The organism is Nocardiopsis trehalosi NBRC 14201 (genome assembly GCF_001552555.1).
Lineage (GTDB): Bacteria > Actinomycetota > Actinomycetes > Streptosporangiales > Streptosporangiaceae > Nocardiopsis_B > Nocardiopsis_B trehalosi.
The window spans coordinates 19,550-40,816 of sequence record NZ_BCRK01000025.1 but is presented as its reverse complement, the minus strand read 5'-3'; the positions used below and the strand labels follow the sequence as shown (position 1 = coordinate 40,816).

General features: G+C 74.1%; 16 protein-coding genes and 1 riboswitch. Of the genes, 13 read left to right on the top strand and 3 right to left on the bottom strand.

Annotated features, from left to right (window positions below):
* Nucleotides 1–209: 209 nt before the first annotated feature.
* A riboswitch (cobalamin riboswitch) is annotated at nt 210–427 on the top strand.
* 156 nt (nt 428–583) lie between these two features.
* A complete protein-coding gene (metE, locus tag NT8_RS07280) occupies nt 584–2,851 on the top strand; it encodes a 5-methyltetrahydropteroyltriglutamate--homocysteine S-methyltransferase (RefSeq protein WP_067965585.1) in 2,268 nt (755 codons plus the stop codon).
* A gap of 118 nt (nt 2,852–2,969) precedes the next feature.
* Here the strand turns inward: metE and NT8_RS07275 are convergent, their stop codons facing one another.
* A complete protein-coding gene (locus tag NT8_RS07275) occupies nt 2,970–4,025 on the bottom strand; it encodes a hypothetical protein (protein ID WP_245646071.1) in 1,056 nt (351 codons plus the stop codon).
* A 548-nt stretch (nt 4,026–4,573) separates the two neighbouring features.
* Here NT8_RS07275 and NT8_RS29790 point away from each other — a divergent pair.
* Entirely contained in the window at nt 4,574–4,717 is a 144-nt protein-coding gene (locus tag NT8_RS29790; protein ID WP_169805193.1) for a hypothetical protein, read from the top strand.
* A gap of 28 nt (nt 4,718–4,745) precedes the next feature.
* On the opposite strand, the gene NT8_RS07270 is transcribed toward NT8_RS29790, so the two are convergent.
* Nucleotides 4,746–5,750 (bottom strand): coiled-coil domain-containing protein, encoded by a 1,005-nt coding sequence (locus NT8_RS07270; protein WP_067965581.1) that lies wholly within the window; start codon nt 5,748–5,750, stop codon nt 4,746–4,748.
* A 663-nt stretch (nt 5,751–6,413) separates the two neighbouring features.
* Here NT8_RS07270 and NT8_RS07265 point away from each other — a divergent pair.
* The 10 genes from NT8_RS07265 (at nt 6,414) to NT8_RS07220 (ending at nt 16,199) form a co-directional block, all read left to right on the top strand.
* Nucleotides 6,414–7,373, top strand: coding sequence for a methionine ABC transporter ATP-binding protein (locus tag NT8_RS07265; RefSeq protein ID WP_067965578.1), 960 nt, complete (start codon nt 6,414–6,416; stop codon nt 7,371–7,373).
* Entirely contained in the window at nt 7,370–8,050 is a 681-nt protein-coding gene (locus NT8_RS07260) for a methionine ABC transporter permease (RefSeq protein ID WP_067965576.1), read from the top strand. The genes NT8_RS07265 and NT8_RS07260 overlap by 4 nt, the downstream gene beginning before the upstream one ends.
* Before the next feature lie 54 nt (nt 8,051–8,104).
* Nucleotides 8,105–8,947, top strand: coding sequence for a MetQ/NlpA family ABC transporter substrate-binding protein (locus NT8_RS07255; protein ID WP_067965575.1), 843 nt, complete (start codon nt 8,105–8,107; stop codon nt 8,945–8,947).
* 265 nt (nt 8,948–9,212) lie between these two features.
* Nucleotides 9,213–10,505 carry an extracellular solute-binding protein gene (locus NT8_RS07250; RefSeq protein WP_067965572.1) on the top strand — a complete coding sequence of 431 codons (1,293 nt, stop codon included), beginning with the start codon at nt 9,213–9,215 and terminating at the stop codon, nt 10,503–10,505.
* Nucleotides 10,506–10,720: 215 nt separating this feature from the next.
* Nucleotides 10,721–11,608: a carbohydrate ABC transporter permease gene (locus tag NT8_RS07245; protein ID WP_067965611.1), complete on the top strand. Its 888-nt coding sequence runs from the start codon at nt 10,721–10,723 to the stop codon at nt 11,606–11,608.
* A complete protein-coding gene (locus tag NT8_RS07240) occupies nt 11,608–12,516 on the top strand; it encodes a carbohydrate ABC transporter permease (protein ID WP_067965570.1) in 909 nt (302 codons plus the stop codon). The genes NT8_RS07245 and NT8_RS07240 overlap by 1 nt, the downstream gene beginning before the upstream one ends.
* Before the next feature lie 53 nt (nt 12,517–12,569).
* Nucleotides 12,570–13,961, top strand: coding sequence for a GH1 family beta-glucosidase (locus NT8_RS07235; protein ID WP_067965609.1), 1,392 nt, complete (start codon nt 12,570–12,572; stop codon nt 13,959–13,961).
* 69 nt (nt 13,962–14,030) lie between these two features.
* Nucleotides 14,031–15,053 (top strand): LacI family DNA-binding transcriptional regulator, encoded by a 1,023-nt coding sequence (locus NT8_RS07230; protein WP_067965567.1) that lies wholly within the window; start codon nt 14,031–14,033, stop codon nt 15,051–15,053.
* A 136-nt stretch (nt 15,054–15,189) separates the two neighbouring features.
* A complete protein-coding gene (locus NT8_RS07225) occupies nt 15,190–15,405 on the top strand; it encodes a hypothetical protein (protein ID WP_067965565.1) in 216 nt (71 codons plus the stop codon).
* A gap of 119 nt (nt 15,406–15,524) precedes the next feature.
* Nucleotides 15,525–16,199, top strand: coding sequence for a hypothetical protein (locus NT8_RS07220; RefSeq protein WP_067965563.1), 675 nt, complete (start codon nt 15,525–15,527; stop codon nt 16,197–16,199).
* A 64-nt stretch (nt 16,200–16,263) separates the two neighbouring features.
* On the opposite strand, the gene NT8_RS07215 is transcribed toward NT8_RS07220, so the two are convergent.
* Nucleotides 16,264–17,514, bottom strand: coding sequence for a M15 family metallopeptidase (locus NT8_RS07215; RefSeq protein WP_084468715.1), 1,251 nt, complete (start codon nt 17,512–17,514; stop codon nt 16,264–16,266).
* 508 nt (nt 17,515–18,022) lie between these two features.
* Between NT8_RS07215 and NT8_RS07210 the strand changes: the two genes are divergently transcribed.
* Nucleotides 18,023–21,214: a sensor histidine kinase gene (locus NT8_RS07210; RefSeq protein WP_067965561.1), complete on the top strand. Its 3,192-nt coding sequence runs from the start codon at nt 18,023–18,025 to the stop codon at nt 21,212–21,214.
* Nucleotides 21,215–21,267: the final 53 nt, after the last annotated feature.

Sequence of the window (21,267 nt, the reverse complement as noted above, 5' to 3'; positions counted from 1 at the left end):
TGGAGTGTGCGGTCTCGCGGAGTTCGGCGAGCGCGGGGCGCCGCCGGTTCGGCGCTCCCGGTATCGATCGCGCATCGGTCCGGGAACGAGCCTACGGCCGCGATGACCACGTCGAGGACGGGCGGGCGTCATGGGACGGGAAACCCGGTGCGGGCGTGCCCCGCGCCGCGCGGCACGGGCCGACCGGGGGCACGGGCGGACCACCTCCCTATACTGGCACCGCGGTCGGTACCGCGCGGCCTTTCGCCGCGCGTGTCGCAAGAGGGAACCCGGTGCGAATCCGGGACTGCCCCGCAGCGGTGAGCGGGAACGACAGCCGTCAACAGCACTGGGCGTCCGCCTGGGAAGCGACGGCCACTAGGAGGGCGCGGCTCGGCCGCGCCCGTGCCCGCGAGTCCGAATACCTGCCGACCGCCCGTGGACGCCCACGCGTCCGCGGTGGTCCGCGCGCCCCGAGGGAGGGCCCGGGGCTCGCCGCGGCGTGCCCTCACCCGCGCTCCCTCCGGTCGCCGGACGACCAGGCCGATCGACGAGGGAGAGACGACGCCATGCGAGCACGCACGACCACCGGCGGTGGGGCCCGATGACCACCACCGTCCACGGATACCCGCGCATCGGACCCGCCCGCGAACTGAAGCGGGCCGCCGAGGCGTACTGGGCGGGGGACATCCCCGCCGCCGAACTCGACGCGGTGGGCGCCCGGCTGCGCCGCGGCGTCTGGACGGAGCTGCGCGACGCCGGGATCGAGGAGATCCCGTCCAACACGTTCTCCTACTACGACCACGTCCTCGACACCGCCGTGCTGTTCGGCGCGGTGCCCGAGCGGTTCCGCGCGGCGGCCGACGGCGCCGAGGGGCGCGAGGCGGAGCTGCGGACCTACTTCGCCATGGCGCGGGGCACCGAGGGCGTCCCGCCGCTGGAGATGACCAAGTGGTTCGACACCAACTACCACTACCTGGTGCCGGAGCTGGGCCCGGACACCCGGCCGCACCTGGCGGGCGGCAAGCCGCTGTCGGAGTACGTGCAGGCCCGCGGGCTCGGCGTCGAGACCCGGCCCGTGCTCGTCGGCCCGCTCACCTTCCTGCTGCTGGCCAAGGCCGCGCCCGGCGCCCCCGAGGGCTGGCGCCCGCTCGACCTGCTGGACGACCTGCTGCCGGCCTACGCCGAGCTGCTGGCCCGGCTGAAGGCCGCCGGGGCGGGCGTGGTGCAGTTGGACGAGCCGGTCCTGGCCACCGACGAGGGCGGCGCCGAGACCGCCGCCCTGCGCCGCGCCTACGACGTGCTGGGCGGCGCCGCCGACCGGCCGGAGCTGCTGGTGTCGACCTACTTCGGCGCGATCGGCCCCGACGCGCTGGAGGTGCTCAAGGCGTCGCCGGTCGAGCGGATCGGCCTGGACCTGGTGGCCGGGCCGGAGTCGGTGGACGACCTCGTCCGCGTCTCCGGGCTGGGCGCCAAGACCCTGGTGGCGGGCGTGGTGGACGGCCGCAACGTGTGGCGCACCGACATCCCCGCGGTGCTGGCCCGGCTCACCCCGCTGCTGGGCCTGGCCGGGCGGGTGGTCGTCGGCGGCTCCTGCTCGCTGCTGCACGTGCCGCTCGACCTCGGCGCCGAGACCGGCCTGGACCCCCTGCTGCGGGAGCGGCTGGCGTTCGCCCGGCAGAAGCTGGACGAGATCGTGCTGATCGGCCGGGCCCTCACCGAGGGGGCCCTGCCCGAGGGCGCCGGGCACGCCCCGGGCCCGGTCCCCGCCGCGTTCCTCGACCAGCGGGTGCGCGCCCGGCTGGACGCGCTGGGGGAGGGGCGCCCGCGCGCCGGGTTCGAGGAGCGGGTGGCCGCCGCCGGCGGCGGGCGGCCGCTGCCCACCACGACCATCGGCTCCTTCCCGCAGACCGCGGACGTGCGCCGGGCCCGCGCCGACCACCGGGCGGGCCGCATCGGCACCGAGGAGTACGAGCGGCGGATGCGCGCCGAGATCGACCGGGTCATCGCCCTCCAGGAGGACATCGGCCTGGACGTCCTCGTGCACGGCGAGCCCGAGCGCAACGACATGGTGCAGTACTTCGCCGAGCGGCTGGCCGGGTTCACCACCACCGAGCACGGGTGGGTGCAGTCCTACGGGACGCGCTGCGTGCGCCCGCCCATCCTCTACGGCGACGTCGCCCGCCCGGAGCCGATCACGGTCGGCTGGACCACCTACGCCCAGTCGCGCACCGACCGGCCGGTGAAGGGCATGCTCACCGGACCGGTGACCATGCTCGCGTGGTCCTTCGTCCGCACCGACCAGCCGCTCGGCGCCACCGCGCGCCAGGTGGCCCTGGCCCTGCGCGACGAGATCGCCGACCTGGAGCGCGCGGGCATCCGGCACGTGCAGGTGGACGAGGCGGCGCTGCGCGAGCTGCTGCCGCTGCGCCGCGACCGGCACGCCGCCTACCTGGAGTGGGCGATCGGGTCGTTCCGGCTGGCGACCTCGGGCACCGCGGCGGGCACGACCGTGCACACCCACATGTGCTACTCCGAGTTCGGCCGCATCGTCGGCGCGATCGAGGCGCTGGACGCCGACGTCACCAGCGTCGAGGCCGCCCGCTCGCACATGGAGCTGGTGGACGACCTCGCCGAGGCCGGGTACCGGCGCGGCATCGGCCCGGGGGTGTACGACATCCACTCCCCGCGCGTGCCCTCGGTGGAGGAGATCGAGGCGGCGCTGCGCGGCGCGCTGCGGGCCGTCGACCCGGCGCGGCTGTGGGTCAACCCCGACTGCGGGCTGAAGACCCGCGACTACGCGCAGGTCGAGCCGGCGCTGCGGAACATGGTCGAGGCGGCCCGCCGGGTGCGCGCCGACCTGGCCGGCTGACCCGGGGGCGGCGCGGCCCGGCCGCGCCGCCCCGCCGCACGCGGAAGGGGGCGGGCCCGCGGGCCCGCCCCCTTCTCGTGTCACGCCGTCGGCCGTCCGGGGCGCCGCCCCGGCGGCGTCAGCCGCCCAGGACGTTCAGCGACTGCTGGCCGAGGTCGTTCATCATGCCCTCGACGTCGGAGAACTCCAGCGGGGCCGGGTCCTCCTCGGTGGCGCCCAGGCCGGGCGACATCGAGTACCGCAGCTCGATGTTGATGTTCTCCTTGCGGATCAGCATCGTGGCGACGGAGTCGTTGGTGCCGATGAGGTTCTCGGTGGCGAAGACCAGCTTGGCCTCGTCGCCGAGGTTGACGTCCTCGTTCTCGTGCACGGTGCGCTCGGTGAAGTCGCCGCTCTCGTCGGTGCTGTAGTCGACGTTGGACTGGAAGTCCTCCGTCGCCCCTTCGACCGAGTCCGACCCGGAGTACGGGGTGGAGTAGGCCAGGGACATCGACCCGTAGGTGTCGCCCTCGCCCTCCAGGTACCAGCTGCAGCTCGACGAGGAGTCGGTGAGGCTCTTGCTGCCGTCCTCCAGGCCGTACTCCTCGAGCTTGGACTCGGGGAAGGTGGCGCAGGGGTCCTCGGGCAGGGTGTAGGGCGGGCCCTGCTGGGCGCCCTCGACCGGAGCCTCGGTCTCCCCCTCCTCGGCCGGCGGGGCCGACGCCTCGGGCGAGGTGCCCGCGGTCGGCGGCGCCTCCTCACCGCCGGAGCGGAACAGCACCACGACCACCGCGACGGCGAGGACGCCGATGACGGCCAGGCCCGCGATCACGACGAGGAGGGTGGCGTTGCTCTTCTTGGGGGCCGGGGCGGGGAAGCCCGCCGGGCCGCCCGGGCCGGGGCCGTAGGGGGGCTGGCCGCCGGAGAACATCTGCTGCTCCTGCGGCTGCTGGAACTGCGGCCCGCCGGGGCCGGGCTGGCCGGGGCCGTACCCCGGGCCGTAGCCCGGCTGGCCCCCGGTGCCGGGGTCGCCCCCGTAGGGCGCCTGGTACGGGCCGCTCCCGTACTGGGGGGCCCCACCCTGATCGGGTCCTGGCTGGCCGTAGCCCCCGCCGTAGGGCGGCTGCCCACCCGAGTCGCCCCCGCCGTCCTGCGGGAACTGCGGTGGCTGTGTGTAGGGTCCGTTGTCGCTCATGGCTCCCCTCGCGCCGGCTGCGTACCTGGTGATCGCGGTACCTGTGATCGTGAGACGCGCGTCGGCGCGTATCCGGTTCCGACCGAATGGCACTCCCGCGGATCGGTCCGCGCGGCCACGCGCATCGCACCCGGTCGATGTCGACGCCGGAGCGACCGCGGGGCCACCGCGGGCGGACGATCTCGGAAGAGCCGCTGCGCCCCCCGCGCCCGGGGCGCGGAACCGTTGGGGGGTCGCCGCGTCCCGTCACCGGGGGTCGGGAAATGAAATCCTAACTTCCGAGTGTGTCCCCTGAGCGCCTTCTTCGGAGTGGAACGTCATGGATCGTCACCATTTCGTGGTGTGAATGTTCCGTCGCGGCCATCCGGCGGGCCGGGAGGGGCGCGCGGCGGCCCTGCTCACCCGGGTGCGCGGCGGGCCGGCCCGGGTGATCGTTGCCGGATCGCAATGCGCGCCGGCGACCGGAAGCGGTCGCCGGCGCGCAGCATGGAGGGGGGCCGGGCCGCCGCGGCCCCCGGCGGCCGTGCGGCGGCGAGGAGGGCCGCGCCGTGCCGATCCCCCACCGCCGCCGGGGCGGAGACCGCTCCGGCCCGCTCGCGTGGACCGTCTTCGTCCTGGCCGTGGCCGCCGTGCTGGCCCTCGTGGCCGGGTGCGCCGCCCTCGTGTACGGGCCGGTGCTCACCGGCGGCTGATCCGGGGCGGCCGCGCCGCCCCCGGCGGTCAGAGCATCGAGATGTGCACGTGGTCGAAGTGGTTCTCGGTGATGCTGCCGCGGTCGTTCATCTGCCGCCACTGCTGGTTGTCGACGTACCAGATGCGCTGGCGCCAGATGATGTACCAGATGCCGAGCCGCTCGGCGTTGTCCATCGCCCACTGGGCGATGGCGTCGCCGCGCTCGCCCTGCTCCTCGGTGGGCATCTGCCCGTCGGGGTTCACCATGAAGTCGCAGGCGCGGCCCTTGGGGTGCTCGCCGACCACCCAGCCGCCATCGGGCCGGTAGCAGCCCACACCGCCGTTCTCGGGGCTCTCGCCGAACTCCTCGATGACCAGTTCGCGCATCTGCTCGGTGCGCGGGGTGATGTTGTACCGCCCGCCCATCTCCTGCTCGGGGAAGTCGGCGATGAGCCCCTGGACGTCCTCGCGCTCCGCCTCCAGCTCGTCCAGGTCGGCGCGGACGACGTCGACCTTCTCGTCGGCGTTCTCCTGCGCCTTCTCGTCGCGCTCGATCGCCTCCTCCAACTGCTCGACCTTGTCGCGGTTGGCGTTGGACAGGTGCTCCACGAGCTGCGCCTGGTCGATGACGTCCTGCGGGTCCTCCTCGACGAAGAGGGTCAGGGAGGGGTCGATGCCGCCGCTGGTGTAGCTGGCAACGGCGAGCCGGCGGACCTGCTCCTGGGCGTCGTCCACGTCGGCGCGGGTGGCGTCGGCGCGCTCGGCGGCGTTCTCGGCGTCCTCGATCACCGCCTCCATGTCGAGCAGGTCGCGGTGGTACTCGTCGCTCAGGCCCTCGGAGCGCTCCAGCAGCTCGTCCAGGCTCTCCCGCGGCTCCATGGGGACGGGGGCGGCCGCCGCGGGGGCGGGCACCAGGGTCGTCGCGGCCGCGACGGCGGCGGCCAGCGCGGCGGCGCCGCCGCGCAGGCGGGACACGGGGCCGAACACCGGCCGGGGCTCCCGGCACGGGGGGTCGGGGGCCCAGAAGTCGGCGAAGTCGGACTTCCCGGTCATGCGTTCGGGATCCACCTGCTGTCGCTCCTCTGGCGCGAGGCGGGCCGGAGGGGGCGCCGGCCTCGCGGCACGTAGTTCGGTCGTCCGGCCGCGGAGGGGGAGCGGGGCCGGGCCCGGCGGGCGCCGTGCGTCGGGTCGCCTGAGGCAGGCTAGGGGAGGCGGCGCCCCCTTTGCCACTCCGCGCCGGCGTGCGGCCGGTGCCGAGTCTAGGGCCGCGGCCCCGTCCCCCGGGGGCGCGGGGCCGCCGGAGCCGCCCGCCGGGCGGTCCGGTCGGCGGTCCGCCGGGCCCCGTCCGCCGCCGATGTGGCGAACATTACTCGTGATTTTCGCAGTTCACGGCTTAATCCACTGAATCGGTATGATTAGGTGCCTTCGTGGACTCTGTACATCGCGGTGACGTACCCGCCTCCCCCGCGTCGATGCGCGGCGGACGCCGGTGCCGCCCCTCGGGGCGCGGCCCGGCCGGCGGCCGCTGTCCCCTGTGCCGCTGATCACGTCCGCCCTCAGCGCGGCCGCGCCGCCGCCCCGCCGCCTGGCGCGTCGCCCCCCTTCCCCCGGCCGACCGGTCCGTACGCTCTGACGTGGGCCTGCGCCGGGCCGCCGCCCCCGCGCACCGTGCCGCGCGGACCGCACCGAGCATTGAGGATTCCCGTGATAGACGCTGTGGGCCTGCGCAAGGTCTACCGGTTGAAGAAGCGCGAGGTCGTCGCCCTCGACGGGGTCGACCTGCACGTCCGCCAGGGCGAGGTCTTCGGCGTGGTGGGCCAGAGCGGAGCCGGAAAGAGTACCCTTCTGCGCTGCGTCAACCTGCTGGAGCGCCCCACCGCGGGCACCGTCCGGGTGGACGGCGACGAGGTGACCGCGCTCCGCGGCCGCCGGCTGCGCGAGGCGCGCCGCGGCATCGGCATGGTGCACCAGCACTTCGCCCTGCTCTCCTCGCGGACGGTCGCCGGCAACGTCGCCTTCCCGCTGGAGATCGCCGGCGTCGGCGCGGCCGAGCGCCGCCGCCGGGTCGCCGAACTCCTCGACCTGGTCGGCCTCTCCGACAAGGCCCGCGCCTACCCCGCGCAGCTGTCCGGCGGGCAGAAGCAGCGCGTCGGCATCGCCCGCGCCCTGGCGCCGCGCCCCAAGGTGCTGCTCAGCGACGAGGCGACGTCGGCCCTGGACCCGGCCACCACCACCTCCATCCTGGAGCTGCTGCGCGAGCTGAACCGGGAGCTGGGCCTGACCATCCTGCTGATCACCCACGAGATGGACGTGATCAAGCGGATCTGCGACTCCGCGGCGATCATGGAGTCCGGGCACTTCACCGAGTCCGGCCGGGTGCTCGACCTCCTCGCCACCCCGGGCTCGCGGCTGGCGCGCTCGCTGTTCCCGCTGCCCGCCACCGAGGCGCCCGACACCGTCGCCCTCACCTACACCCACGCCTCCGACGAGCCGCTGATGTCGGAGCTGACGCGCCGGTTCGACGTCGACGTCAACGTGCTGGGCGGCGCCGTCGAGGACGTCGCGGGCCGGTCGGTGGGCCGGCTGAACGTGCAGGTGCGCGGCGCCAACCGGGCGGCCGCGCTCGACTACCTCAGCGGCAAGGGCCTGCTGGTCGAGGAGGTGACCGCGCGATGAGCTGGACCGCGGAACTGGCCGAGCGCTGGCCCGAGATGTGGCCGGAGCTGTGGCTGGGCACCCTCGACACCCTGTACATGGTCCTGTGGGCGACCGTGGTCACCCTCCTGGCGGGGCTGCCGCTGGGCGTGCTGCTGGTGACCACCGACCGGGGCGGGCTGACCCCCGCGCCCGCGGTGCGCGCGGTGCTCGGCGCGATCGTCAACGTCGGCCGGTCGCTGCCCTTCATCGTCCTGATGGTGGCGGTGCTGTCGCTGACCCGGCTGCTCACCGGCACCACCCTCGGCCCCACGGCCGCCATCGTCCCGCTGAGCATCGGCGCGATCCCGTTCTTCGCCCGGCTGGTCGAGACCTCCCTGCGCGAGGTGGACCGCGGCGTCATCGAGGCCGCGCACGCCATGGGCGCCCGCAAGATCACCATCGTGGGCCGGGTGCTGCTGCCCGAGGCGCTGCCCGGCCTCATCGCCGGGCTGGTGATGACCGTCGTCGCGCTGATCTCCTACTCCGCCATGGCCGGGGCGATCGGCGGCGGCGGACTGGGCGACATCGCCATCCGCCAGGGCTACCAGCGCTTCGACGAGTACTACCTCTGGGCGACCGTGATCCTGCTCGTCCTCATCGTGCAGGCCGCGCAGAGCCTGGGCGACCTGCTGATCCGCCGCCTGTCCCGCCGCTGACGCGGCCCCGCGACCCGACCGACCACACGAGTACGACAACGAAGGAGCACGGACGTGCGCAAGACATGGGGGATTCTCGGAGCGACGGTGCTGACCGCGGCGCTGGCCGCCTGCGGCAGCCCCAGCGAGCAGGCGGCGGAGGAGGAGAACCCCGGCGGCGGTGAGCTGACCACCCTGCGCGTCGGGGCGACCCCCGTTCCGCACGCCGAGGTGCTGCGGTTCGTGCAGGACGAGCTGGCCGCCGACGCCGGCCTCGACGTCCAGGTGGTCGAGTTCACCGACTACAACCAGCCGAACGCGGCGCTCGCCGAGGGCGAGATCGACGCCAACTACTTCCAGACCGTGCCGTTCCTGGAGGAGTACGAGGCCGGCAACCCCGACGCCGACCTGGAGTGGATCGGCAACGTCCACCTGGAGGCGTTCGGCCTGTACTCGGAGTCGCTGACCGACCTGGCCGACCTGGAGGACGGCGCGCAGGTGGGCGTGCCCAACGACGCCTCCAACATGGGCCGCGCGCTGAAGCTGCTGGAGTCCAACGACCTCATCACCCTGGCCGAGGGCGCCGGCGACTCGGCCTCGGAGCAGGACATCGAGGACAACCCGCGCGACCTGGAGATCGTCCCGGTCGAGGCGGCGCAGCTGCCCCGTTCGCTGGCCGACGTCGACGCGGCGGTGGTGAACGGCAACTACGCGCTGGAGGCCGGGCTGGCGGAGTCCGCCAACGCCCTCGCCTGGGAGGAGACCGAGGACAACCCCTACGGCAACGGCCTGGTGGTGGCCGCCGACGACGCCGACAACGAGGCGATCGCCACGCTGAACGAGCTGCTGCACAGCGAGGAGGTGCGCTCCTTCATGGAGGAGCAGTGGGACGGCGTCGTGATCCCGCTGGAGGACTGACCGGCCGCCGCGACCCGCCCGGCCGTCCCCGACGGCCCGCGCCCGCACCTCGGCGGGGCGCCCGCACGCGGTGCGGGCGCCCCGCCGCCGTGTGTCCGGGGGCCGTGACACTGCGTATCACGGCGGCTCCCGGTAACGGTTGAATCTCGGCCCGGTGTCCGGGGATTGACTCGCGCTTGGTGAGCCAGTTCACTCGTGGGAGCGCTCCCACACAGGGGTACCGGGACGCGATCGGATGGACTTCTCCAGGATGTTAAGGGGTCGCATGATGACTAAGCGTGTGCGCGGTGCCCGAGCGGTCGCCGCGATCGTGGGCGGAGGCGCGGTCCTCCTCGCCACCGCCTGCGGCGGAGGCGGAGGTGAGGACGGCGGCGAGGTCACCCTGGTGCTCGACACCTTCGGGGTGATGGGCTTCGAGGACCGCATCGCCGCCTTCGAGGAGGAGAACCCGGGGATCACGGTCGAGGAACGCAACATCGTCGACACGGCCGACTACACCCCGCAGCTCCAGCAGAACATCGCCTCGGGCAGCGGCGCCGGCGACGTGGTCGCGATCGAAGAGGCCAACATCGCCCAGTTCATCGCCCAGGACGACCGGTTCGTCGACCTGAACGACCACGGCGGCGCCGAGCTGGAGGAGAACTTCCTCGCCTGGAAGTGGGAGCAGGGGCACACCCCCGACGGCAAGCTCGTCGGCCTCGGCACCGACATCGGCAGCATGGGCGTCTGCTACAACGTGCAGCTCTTCGAGGACGCGGGCCTGCCCACCGACCGCGAGGAGGTGGGCGAGCTCTGGCCGACGTGGGAGGAGTTCATCTCCACCGGTGAGGAGTTCATGGAGGCCGACACCGGCGCCTCCTTCGTCTCCACCATCCAGCCCTACTTCCGCGCCGTCTCCGCGCAGGCCGGCGGCGCCGTCTACCAGGACGAGCAGGGCGAGCTGGTGCTGGAGAGCAACGACACCACCCGCGCCGCCTTCGACACCGTCACCGCCATGTCGGAGGCCGGCCTCTCCGCCAGCCTGCCGATCTGGTCCGACGAGTGGAACGCCGGCATCCAGAACAACACCTTCGCCACCCTGCCCTGCCCCGCGTGGATGCTCGGCCACATCGAGAGCACCGCGGGCGACGCCGGCGAGGGCCGCTGGGACGTCGCGGCGGTGCCCGGCGGCAGCGGCAACTGGGGCGGCTCGTTCCTGGCCGTCCCGGAGCAGAGCGAGCACCCCGAGGAGGCGGCCGCCCTGGCGGAGTTCCTGACCGCCCCCGAGGGCCAGCTCTCGACCTGGAACGCGGTCAACACCCTGCCCTCCTCGCCCGAGGCGCTGGAGAGCGAAGAGGTCCAGTCCTTCACCCGCCCGTACTTCAACGACGCCCCCGTCGGTGAGATCTACGTCCCCTCCGCCATGGAGCTGGAGCCGGTCTACTACGGCCCCGACACCCAGGCCATCGACGACGCCTTCCGCGCCGCGCTGGAGTCGGTGGAGCAGGGCCAGGCGTCGCCGGACGAGGCCTGGGACACGGCCGTCGGCGAGGCCGAGCGGGCCACGGGCGAGGGCTGACCGCGGAGAGACCCGGCGGCCCGGCCACTCCCACCGGCGGGGGACCCCTCCTCCCATCCCGCCGGAGCCGGGCCGCCTTCTCCACGCCCCCCAACCGAAAGGATCGCGACGTGACCTCCACCGAGCACGGCGCCCCACCGTCCGCCCGCAGCGCGGACCCCCGGCCGGCCGCCACCGCCACCGGGCGCCGGCCGGGCCGGAACCGCGGGACCCTGATGTCACGGCTCGACGTGAAGGGCTCGCCCTATCTGTTCATCGCCCCGTTCTTCGTCCTGTTCGGGGTCTTCGGCCTGTTCCCGCTCCTCTACACCGTCTGGGTGTCGCTCCACGAGTGGAGCCTCATCGGCGGCAACGAGGGCTTCATCGGACTCGACAACTACGTGCGGCTCGCCACCGACGCCAAGTTCTGGCTGGCGCTGTACAACACCCTCGGCATCTTCCTCATCGCGGTGGTCCCGCAGCTGCTGCTGGCGCTCACCCTCGCCGACGTGCTCAACCGGCGCATCCGCGGCCAGTCCGCGTTCCGGATGACGCTGATCCTGCCCTACATCACCTCCATCGCCGCGCTGGCCATCGTGTTCAGCCAGCTCTTCGGCTCGGAGTTCGGGCTCATCAACCAGGCGCTCGGCTACCTCGGGTTCGACCCGATCAACTGGCGCGGCGACAAGTACTTCTCCTGGGTCGCCATCGCCGTGATGATCGACTGGCGCTGGACCGGCTACAACGCGCTGATCTACCTCGCCGCCATGCAGGCCGTGCCCAAGGACGTCTACGAGGCCGCCTCGCTCGACGGCGCCTCGCGCCTGCGCCAGTTCTTCCAGATCACCATCCCGATGCTGCGGCCGACGATCATCTTCACCGTCATCATCTCCACCATCGGGCAGATGCAGCTCTTCACCGAGCCGGCCATCTTCGACACCGGCGGCAACATGGCGGGCGGCACGCAGGGCCAGTTCCAGACGGTGATGATGCTCGTCTTCCAGGAGGCGTTCCGCTACGGCAACTACGGCTACGGGTCGGCGATCGCCTGGGTGCTGTTCGTCCTGGTCGTGGTGCTCGGCCTGGTCAACACGCTGATCTCCAGCCGGATCAAGGGGGCCTGATGACCGCGACCACGATCGCACCCGCTCCGGCGCCGGCGCCCGGGGGCGGCCGCGCGCCGCGCCGCCGCGGCCGGCTCCGCGAGATGCGCGAGGCCACGCCGCTGACCTACCTCGCGCTCATCCTCACGGTGATCACGTCCATCTTCCCGATGTGGTGGATGTTCGTCATCGCCACCCGCGACAGCGCCGCGGCCTCGCAGTGGCCCCCGGCCGTGCTGCCCGGCGGCGACCTGCTCGGCAACATGGAGCGGCTGTTCGCGAACTCGACGGCGAACTTCACCACGGGCCTGCTGAACTCGCTGATCGCCTCCACCGTGGTGTCGGTGTCGGTGGTGTTCTTCTGCTCGCTCGCCGGGTTCGCCCTGGGCAAGCTCAAGTTCGCCGGCCGGACCTTCTTCACGGTCGCGGTGGTCGTGACCATGGCCGTCCCGGTGCAGGTGGGCATCATCCCGCTGCTGATCATGATGGACTGGTTCGGCTGGCGCGGCGAACTGCAGTCGGTCATCGTCCCGTTCATGGTCAGCGGGTTCGGCGTGTTCATGATGCGCCAGTACGTCCTGCAGACCGTGCCCGACGAACTGATCGAGGCCGCGCGCATCGACGGCTGCTCCACCTTCCGCGTCTACTGGAGCGTCGTGCTGCCCGCGCTGCGCCCGGCCATGGTGGTCCTGGGCCTGCTCACCTTCATGCAGACGTGGAACGAGTTCATCTGGGCGCTGGCCGTGCTCACCCCGGACAACCCGACGGTGCAGTTCTCGATCAACCAGCTCAACGAATCGGCCTACTCCCGCGACTTCGCGCTGATGTTCACCGGCGCGACCTTCGCCACCCTGCCCCTGCTGATCATTTTCATCGTGCTCGGCCGCCAGCTCGTCGGCCGGATCATGGAAGGTGCGATCAAAGCGTGACTCAGACACCCACGTCCGCCGTCGCCGAACAGGCCGCGGCCGACCCCGAAGCCGTGCGCTTCCCCCCGGGGTTCCTCTGGGGGGCCTCCACCTCGGCCTTCCAGATCGAAGGCCACACCACGGCCGACGGCCGCGGCCCCAGCATCTGGGACACCTTCTCCGCCACCCCCGGCAGCGTGCTCAACGGCGACACCGGCGAGCCGGGCGCCGACCACTACACGCGCTACCCCGAGGACGTCGCCCTCATGGGCGAACTGGGGATCGGCGCCTACCGGTTCTCCATCGCCTGGCCGCGGATCATGCCCGACGGGCGCGGACCGGTCAACCGGGCCGGGATCGACTTCTACGACCGCCTGGTCGACGCCGTGCTGGAGGCGGGCATCGACCCCTGGGCGACGCTCTACCACTGGGACCTGCCGCAGGCGCTGGAGGACGCCGGCGGCTGGCCCGAGCGCGACACCGCCTACCGGTTCGCCGAGTACGCGGCGGTCATGCGCGACGCCCTGGGCGACCGCGTCTCCTGCTGGACCACCCTCAACGAGCCGTGGTGCGCGGCGTTCCTCGGCTACGCCGGGGGCATCCACGCGCCCGGGCGCCGCGAACCCGCCGCCTCGCTCGCCGCCTGCCACCACCTGCTGCTCGGCCACGGCCTGGCGACGGCGGTGCTGCGCGAGGGGCAGGGCGCGGGCACGGCCCGCCGCGTCGGCCTGGTGCTCAACCCGACCACGCTGCGGCCCAACTCGCCCACCCCCGCCGACCTCGCCGCCACCCGGCGCGCCGACGGGGTGCGCAACCGCGTCATCGACGACCCGCTGTTCCGCGGCACCTACCCCGAGGACGTGCGCGAGGACCTGCGGGAGATCACCGACTTCGCGTTCCTGCGCGACGGCGACCTCGCCGTCACCTCCGCGCCGGTCGACCTGGTCGGCGTGAACTTCTACACCCCGCACTGGATCGCCGCCTCCGACGCCGGCCTGGACCCGGCGACGGTCACCGGCGGCGGCGACAGCACCTCCTACGTCGGCTGCGACGACGTGCGGTTCGTGCTGCGCGGCCTGCCGCGGACCGGCATCGGCTGGGAGGTCGACCCCACGGGCCTGTACGACGTCCTGACCCGGCTGTCCGACACCGCCCGGGTGCCGCTGTACGTCATCGAGAACGGGGCCGCCTACCCCGACGAGGTCGCCGAGGACGGCGCCGTCCACGACCCGGAGCGGATCGCCTACTTCGACTCCCACCTGCGCGCCGTGCGGGAGGCGATGAAGGCCGGGGTGCCCATGGCCGGGTACTTCGCGTGGTCGCTGCTCGACAACTTCGAGTGGGCCTTCGGCTACTCCCAGCGGTTCGGGCTGGTGCACGTCGACTACGAGACCCAGACCCGCCGGATCAAGGACAGCGGGCACTGGTACGCCAGGGTCGCGCGGACCGGGGAGCTGCCGCGCTAGCGGTGTAATGGTGGGGAAGGGCGCGCGGCGGGGCGCGCGCGGTACGGGGAAGAACGGGGAAGGTGCAGGATGAACGGTGACCGACGGCCGACGCTGGAGATGGTGGCGGCGCGGGCGGGGGTCGGGCGGGGCACGGTGTCGCGCGTCATCAACGGGTCGGAGCAGGTGAGCCCGGCCACGCGCGAGGCCGTGCGCACCGCGATCGCCGAGTTGGGCTACGTGCCCAACCACGCGGCCCGCACCCTGGTCACCCGGCGCACCGACACCATCGCCCTCGTCGTCTCCGAGCCCGACGACCGGCTGTTCGCGCAGCCCTTCTTCGCCCATGTCGTCCGGGGGGTCAGCGCGGTGCTCAACGAGCGCGAGCTCCAGCTCATGCTCACCACCGCGCGCTCCACGGACGAGCACGACCGGCTCGGCGACTACCTGACCGGCCACCACGTCGACGGGGTGCTGCTGGTGTCGCTGCACCGCGACGACCCGCTGCCCGACCGGCTCGCCGACGCGGGCGTGCCGTGCGTCATCGGCGGCCGCCCGCAGTGGCAGACCCGCAACCCGGTGCACTACGTCGACATCGACAACGTCGGCGGTGCCTGCACCGCCACCCGCCGGCTCATCGAGACCGGGCGGACGCGCATCGCCACGGTCGCCGGCCCGCACGACATGGGGGCCGGCGAGGACCGGCTGGAGGGCTACCGCAAGGCGCTGCGCGACGCCGGCCGGCCGCTGCGGGACGACCTGGTCGCCTTCGGCGACTTCAGCTTCGAGAGCGGCGAGGCCGCCATGCGGCGCCTGCTGGACGCGGTCCCCGACCTCGACGGGGTGTTCGTCGCCTCCGACCCGATGGCGCTGGCCGCCATGCGGGTGCTGCGCGCGGCCGGGCGGCGCATCCCCGAGGACGTGGCGGTCATCGGCTACGACGACTCCAGCTTCGCGTCCCACAGCGACCCGCCGCTGACCACCGTGCACCAGCCCACCGAGCGCATGGGCGGGGAGATGGCGCGCGTGCTCACCGACACCGTCATCCCGGGGGCCGCGGCCTCCACCCGGCTCATCCTCGACCCCCACCTGGTGATCCGGCAGTCCGGCTGACCGGGCGGCGGCCGCCCGGACGGCCCGGCGGCGCGCGGCCGGGCCGCTGGACGGCCGTCACCCGCTGTGCCACCCTGGGCACGTCCGCGCAGGGGCGCGGCGGCCCGGGGCGGCCGCCGGGAGGGAGCGGGAACACATGGACACCGGGACGCGCGCGTGCTGCGCCCTGCCCGACTGCCCGTGGTGCGGGCGCGACGACCTCGCCTGCCACTACTGCGGCGGGTCGGGGTGGTGGCGGCCCGAGATGCCGGTGCAGGACGGCGACGGCATGATCACCTGGCGGCGGGTCGGCGAGGAGTGCCGCATGTGCGCCGGGACCGGCAAGGAGCACCTGCACGTGGCGGTCGGCTGACCCGCCCCGTCGGGGCCGGTCGGCGGGGTGCGGGCCGGGTCCGGCCGGGTCCGCGGCACCGATACCGTGGAGCCGGTCGGCGGCGGCCGGAGGGGCCGCCACCGGGGAGGGGAGGCGCCATGCGCTGGGTCACCTATCTGTCGCCCAGTGGGGGCGGTGAGCGGCCGGGCGTGATCGACGACGGCTGCGTGTTCGGCTACCCGGGCGGCGAGACCGTCCCCGGGCTCCTCGCGGCCGGCCCCGCCGCGCTCGCCGACGCCCGCCAGCGGGCGCTGGCCTCCCCGGTCGAGATCATCGTGGAGTTCGAGACCCGGCTGTGCGCCCCGCTGCGCCCGTCGGGCCCCGTGCCCGCCCTCGTGGACGGCGCCTGGACCGCGCTCGACCCCGCGCTGGTGCGCGGCACCGACGACGGCACCGCGCTTCCGGCCGGGACCACCGCCGCGACGGCCACCGTCGGCGTGGTCGCGGTCTTCGGCGCCGGCCGGCACGCCGGCTACGCGCCGGCCTGCCTGTGGCGGACCCCCGAGCGCGCCCCGGTGGCCCTCACCGTGGGCCCCGCCATCGTCACCCCCGAGGAGTTCGGCGGGGAGCGGCTGACCGTCACCGCCTCCGTCGACGACGCCCCGCTGGCCACCGCCGAGATCGGCGGCGGCGCCGACTGGGCGCCCGAGCCGCACGGCGACGCCGCCGCGCTGCTGCCCGCCGAGACCCGGCTGCTGGAGCCCGGCGAGGAGCTGCACATCGACGCCGGCGGCCTCGGCGAGTTCGAGCTGCGGGTGGGCTCCGGGGCCTGACCCGGGGGCCGTGCCCCGCGCCGGCGGCCCGGCCCGGGCGGCGCGCCGCCCGGGAGCCGGGCGGTCAGCCGGAGAACTCCCAGTGCCAGGGCTCGAACCCGCCGCGCGCCCAGGGCGGGTTGTGCCAGCCGTGCGCCGGGGCGTTGGCCATCATCCAGGTGTACTCGGCCGACCCGTGCACGTTGACCCCTCCGCACAGGTCCACGGCCAGGCCCCACCCGTGCGTGCTGGTGCCCGGCGCGGCGGCCATGCCCGCCCGCATCTCGTGGAACAGCCGCACCTGCTCGTGCAGCGGCCGGTAGGAGTCGGCCACGCACATCGGGCGGCCGAACCGCTCGCGGAACGCCCCGTCCAGCTCGATGAAGGCGGCGGCCGCGTCGGCGCGCAGCCGCTCGCCGCTCTGCGGCAGCGGGCACAGGACCTCGTCGGGGAGCCGGCCGTTGGCGTAGCCGCCGGTCCCCGACGACGTGCAGCCGGGGGCGGCCGCCGGGGCGGCGTCGCCCGCGTCCTCCGCCGCCTCCGCGGTGCCGCCGCCGGCCTCCTGCGCGGTGCCGCCGGCGGCGGCGCTGGCGCGGTCCAGCGCGGCCTCGCGCCGCCGCTCCAGCTCCTCGGTGTCGTCGCGGGCCTCGGCCAGCCGCAGCTCCAGCTCGGACTGCTCGGCGAGGATGTCGGCCAGCGCGTCCTGCTGCTCGGCGACCGCGCCGAGCGCCTCGTCCTTGGCGTCGGCGGCCTCGTCGGCGGCGCGCCGCTGCTCGGCGGCGGCGTCGGCGGCGCGGTCGTCCAGGGTGTCGGCGGCGACGCTGGAGGCGTCGGCGCGGTTCAGCACGTCGTCCTGGCGGCCGCTGAGCAGGTCCAGGTAGGACGTGCGGTCGACCACCTCCTGCGGGCCGCGCGCGGCCGTCCACGCGACGGCGGGGCCGATGCCGCCGCCCTTGTAGGCGGCGACCGCGTACTGGGCGGCGTCGCCGCGGGCGGCCTCGCGGTGCTCGGCGGCGCGGTCGGCGGCGCGCTCCGCCGACCGGTGCGCGCGCTCGGCCTCGCCGAGCCGGTCGGCGGCGTCGCCGTAGGCCAGGATCGCCTCGTCGGCGCTCGCCTGGAGCCCGTCGAGCTCCGCCCGGACCTCGGCGAGCCGGGTGGTCAGTTCGCCGATCGACGCCGCGTAGGCGTCCTCCTGGCGCCGGCTCTGCTCGACGGCGTCCGGCTCGGCGCGGGCGGTGCCCGCTCCGGCGGCGCCCAGCGCCAGGGCGAGCGCCGCCGCCGCGGCGCCCGGAACGGCGCGGCCCCGGCGACGGGACGGTTGCGCGCGGTGACGCATGTGACGGCTGTGAACCACGATGATCCCCCCGAAACCCGTGTTCACCAGCGATCGTTACACAGGGAGGTGGATCACTCACGTATCGCCATCGGAGTGTTTGAAAAGTTATAAATGTGATGAGGGGGGTTCCGAATCGGGTATCCGCCCTGCCAAGATCAGACCGAGATCGCGTGAAACGCGTGGTGAACCGGTATTCGGTTGAAATGATCTTGCCGAATGCCGTCTCCCGCCGGAGCCGACCTCACCGTGTGAATTGGTACGCTATCCACCTCACGTGCACCATTCACGGTTTATGGTGCTCGACGCCTCTCCCACCCCCTTCGAGGCGGTTCCCCGGCGCGGAGATTCCCCACGTTTCCTCCGCTGCCGCTCGCCGTGGTACGGCAGGCCGGTCGAACGGCCACCCCCCGGTACACCCGGCCCGCACGCCGGGCCGACCGGGCGGGGTCACTCTTGGGGGGTCAACGTCCATCACCTGAGGCGGTGACACGAAAGGTTGCGAGGGTCCGTGTCGACACGAGCGACAGAAGACGGTGCCGACGCCCGCTACGCGGAGCCGCCGGCCGACACTGCCGGAACCCCCAAGCGCACCCAGCGCTGGTGGGCGCCGCGCGACTGGCGCGTGCGCTCCCGGCTCGTCGCTCTGATCGTCATCCCCACCGCGGTCGCCCTCCTCCTGGCGGGTCTGCGGGTGTACGAGAACATCGTCAACACGGTGACGCACGAGCGGATCGAGACCACGGCGGCCGTCGGCCAGGCCGTGGTGGAGCTGGCCAACCAGCTCGGCCGTGAGCGGCTCTACAGCGCCGCCTACATCGCCGACGACCCGAACTACGAGCGGCGCTCGCCCGACCTGCTCCGCTCCCTCCAGGACCAGATCCAGGAGACCAAGCAGTCACAGCAGGCCCTGGACAACGCCGTCGCCGAACTGGGCGACCCCGGCAGCTCCCTGGCCGCCGACCGGCTGCAGACGATGCTCAACAGCCTCGACGGCCTCGACACCGTGCGCGAGGAGGTGCAGGGCACCCGGGTCACCGTGCTGCCGACCGTCACCAAGTACCGGCAGGTCATCAACGCGCTCACCGACTTCAACCAGACCATCGCCGAGAACACCGACGACACCCCGCTGCGCGAGAGCGTCCGCGCCCTCACCGCGCTGAGCAAGGCGCGCGAGCAGCTGTCCTACGAATCCGCGCTGATGCTGCACTCGCTCATGCGCGGCTCGATGTCGGGCGGTGTGCAGGAGGCGATCGACAGCAGCCGGGCGCGCTACGACAACGAGATCCAGAACTTCAACGGCAGCGCGACCGCCGAGCAGCGGCAGACCTTCGACAGCACCTTCAGCGGCGTCGAGGTCAGCCAGATGGCCACCACCCGGCTGCGCGTGATGATGCGCGCCCGCACCGACCAGCCGCTCACCGGCGTCACCGAGAACGACAACGCCGCCACCTACCAGGACGTCGCCGTCACCGCCCTGGAGCGCATGGAGGACGTCGAGCGCTCGATGGCCGGCGCCGTCGAGGGGCAGGCCGCCGACCTGCGCTCCGGGGCGCTCACCCGCGCCATCATGGACTCCCTGCTGGTGCTCGCCGTCGTCATCGCCGTCTTCATCATCACCTCGCTGGTGGTGCGGTCGCTGGTGCGGCCGCTGCGCTCGCTGCGCGAAGGCGCCATGCGCATCGCCGAGGAGGACCTGCCCGGCTCCATCCGCCGGATGCAGGAGACCAGCTCGGCGCCCGAGGACGTCGACGTCGTCCCCATCCCCGTCACCTCCCGCGACGAGATCGGCGAGGTCGCCCGGTCCTTCGACGAGGTCCACCGGGTGGCCCTGCGCCTGGCCTCCGACGAGGCCGCCCTGCGCAGCAACGTCAACGCGATGTTCGTCAACCTCTCCCGCCGCAGCCAGACCCTGGTCGAGCGGCAGCTCCGCCTCATCGACGGCCTGGAGCAGAGCGAGCAGGACTCCGACCGGCTGTCGGACCTGTTCCAGCTCGACCACCTCGCCACCCGCATGCGGCGCAACAACGAGAACCTCCTGGTCCTCTCCGGGCAGGACAACACCCGCAAGTGGGCGCAGCCGGTCCCGCTGGTCGACGTGCTGCGCGGCGCCATCTCCGAGGTCGAGCAGTACGACCGGGTCAACGTCCGCGCCCCCTCGCACATCTCCGTCCTCGGCCGCCCGGTGAACGACGTCATCCACCTCGTCGCCGAGCTGGTCGAGAACGCCACCTCGTTCTCCTCCCACGACACCCAGGTCTCGGTCACCGCGCAGGTGCTCGACGGCGGCGGGGTGCGGGTCGAGGTCACCGACAGCGGCATCGGCATGGCGCCGGAGGAGATCGCGGCCACCAACGAGCGGCTCGCCGAGCCGCCCGTGATCGACGTCGGCGTGTCCCGCCGCATGGGCCTGTTCGTGGTCAGCCGCCTGGCCGCCCGGCACGGCATCCAGGTGCGGCTGGCCGAGGCGCACAACGGCGGCATCGTCGCCTCCGCGGTGTTCCCGCCGGACCTGCTGATCACCCCGGTCGACCCCGCGGGTCCGCCCGCCCTGGGCGCGGCCCCCGCCACCCCCGACACCTTCGCCGAGGCCACGGCCGCGTGGGCCGCCAACCCGGCGCCGCCGGAGCCCGGCGACGTCTGGGCCTCCGGGCGGCGCGGCGACGGCGACCTGCCCAAGCGCAACCCGGGCATCTCGCGCCCCGAGACCGAGGTCCCCGGCCGGCGCGCCGACGAGCACCCGCCCAGCGGTGAGGACCTGTGGTCCACCGGGTGGAACTCCCGCCCGGCGCCCGCCGAACCGCCCGCCCCGCCCGCTCCGCCGGCGCGGCGCGCGCCCGAGCCCCCCGCGGCGCCCGAGCCGCCCCGTGCCGAGCCCCCGGCCGCCTCGCCCTACACCACCGCCGGCCACGGCGACCCGAGGACCGGAGAGGACCGTGCGGCCCCCGGCGGGCGTACCGCCGAGCCGCGCCCGGTCGAGGAGACCCGGTCCTGGCACGCGCCGCCCGAGCGGCCGTCCACCGACGTGTGGGGCGCCGCCCGGCCGTCGGCCGACGACGGCCGGCAGCGGCCCGCCGACCCCGACCCGCGCGAGGGCTACGGCTCGACCGCCTACCTGTCCCGCCGCTACGGCGGCGGCGCCGGGCAGAACACGGTCGTCCCGCCGTCCCCGGAGGACTCCTCCGAGGCGCTGCCGATCTTCGACGCGATCGAGTCCAACTGGTTCCGCCGGCGCACCGGCGGCCCGGTGTCCGAGCCCGAGAGCGGCCCGATCCCGCGCGTCAACGGCAACGGCGCCGCCGCGCCGCGCGCGGCCCGGCCGGCCCCCGGCACGCACGCCCGCGCCGAGGACGCCCGCCCGGCGGCCCCGGGGGGCGTGGACCGCGGCGCCGAGCGCGGGACGGCGCCCGCCGCCCCCGCCCGCCCGGCCCGCACCGAGGACGAGTGGCGCTCCGACGCCGACCGCGGCTGGAAGGCGGCGCGCAGCGCCGCCGAGCCGATCGCGGGCGGCCTCACGAGCTCGGGCTTGCCAAAACGCGTTCCTAAGGCAAACCTGGTGCCGGGTACGGCTCCCCAGCCGGAGAACGTGCGGCAGATCCCGACGCGCTCCGCGGACCGCGTGCGGAACCGCTTCGCGGGCCTGCAGAAGGGGATCCGTGAAGGGCGCAACCGCGCCGGCGACCAGCCGTCCGAGGAGAACTAGTGCTCAGCGTGTGTGCGGCCGACCGCGGCACCCGCCGCGGCCGGGCCCGGGAG

What these genes read in the sequence shown, in the direction of transcription:
- NT8_RS07215 (WP_084468715.1), bottom strand. Translation starts at nt 17,514, where the DNA reads ATGCGTCACCGCGCGCAACCGTCCCGTCGCCGGGGCCGCGCCGTTCCG.
- metE (WP_067965585.1), top strand. Translation starts at nt 584, where the DNA reads ATGACCACCACCGTCCACGGATACCCGCGCATCGGACCCGCCCGCGAA.
- NT8_RS07250 (WP_067965572.1), top strand. Translation starts at nt 9,213, where the DNA reads ATGATGACTAAGCGTGTGCGCGGTGCCCGAGCGGTCGCCGCGATCGTG.
- NT8_RS07260 (WP_067965576.1), top strand. Translation starts at nt 7,370, where the DNA reads ATGAGCTGGACCGCGGAACTGGCCGAGCGCTGGCCCGAGATGTGGCCG.
- NT8_RS07245 (WP_067965611.1), top strand. Translation starts at nt 10,721, where the DNA reads ATGTCACGGCTCGACGTGAAGGGCTCGCCCTATCTGTTCATCGCCCCG.
- NT8_RS07270 (WP_067965581.1), bottom strand. Translation starts at nt 5,750, where the DNA reads ATGACCGGGAAGTCCGACTTCGCCGACTTCTGGGCCCCCGACCCCCCG.
- NT8_RS07220 (WP_067965563.1), top strand. Translation starts at nt 15,525, where the DNA reads ATGCGCTGGGTCACCTATCTGTCGCCCAGTGGGGGCGGTGAGCGGCCG.
- NT8_RS07240 (WP_067965570.1), top strand. Translation starts at nt 11,608, where the DNA reads ATGACCGCGACCACGATCGCACCCGCTCCGGCGCCGGCGCCCGGGGGC.
- NT8_RS07275 (WP_245646071.1), bottom strand. Translation starts at nt 4,025, where the DNA reads ATGAGCGACAACGGACCCTACACACAGCCACCGCAGTTCCCGCAGGAC.
- NT8_RS07225 (WP_067965565.1), top strand. Translation starts at nt 15,190, where the DNA reads ATGGACACCGGGACGCGCGCGTGCTGCGCCCTGCCCGACTGCCCGTGG.
- NT8_RS07230 (WP_067965567.1), top strand. Translation starts at nt 14,031, where the DNA reads ATGAACGGTGACCGACGGCCGACGCTGGAGATGGTGGCGGCGCGGGCG.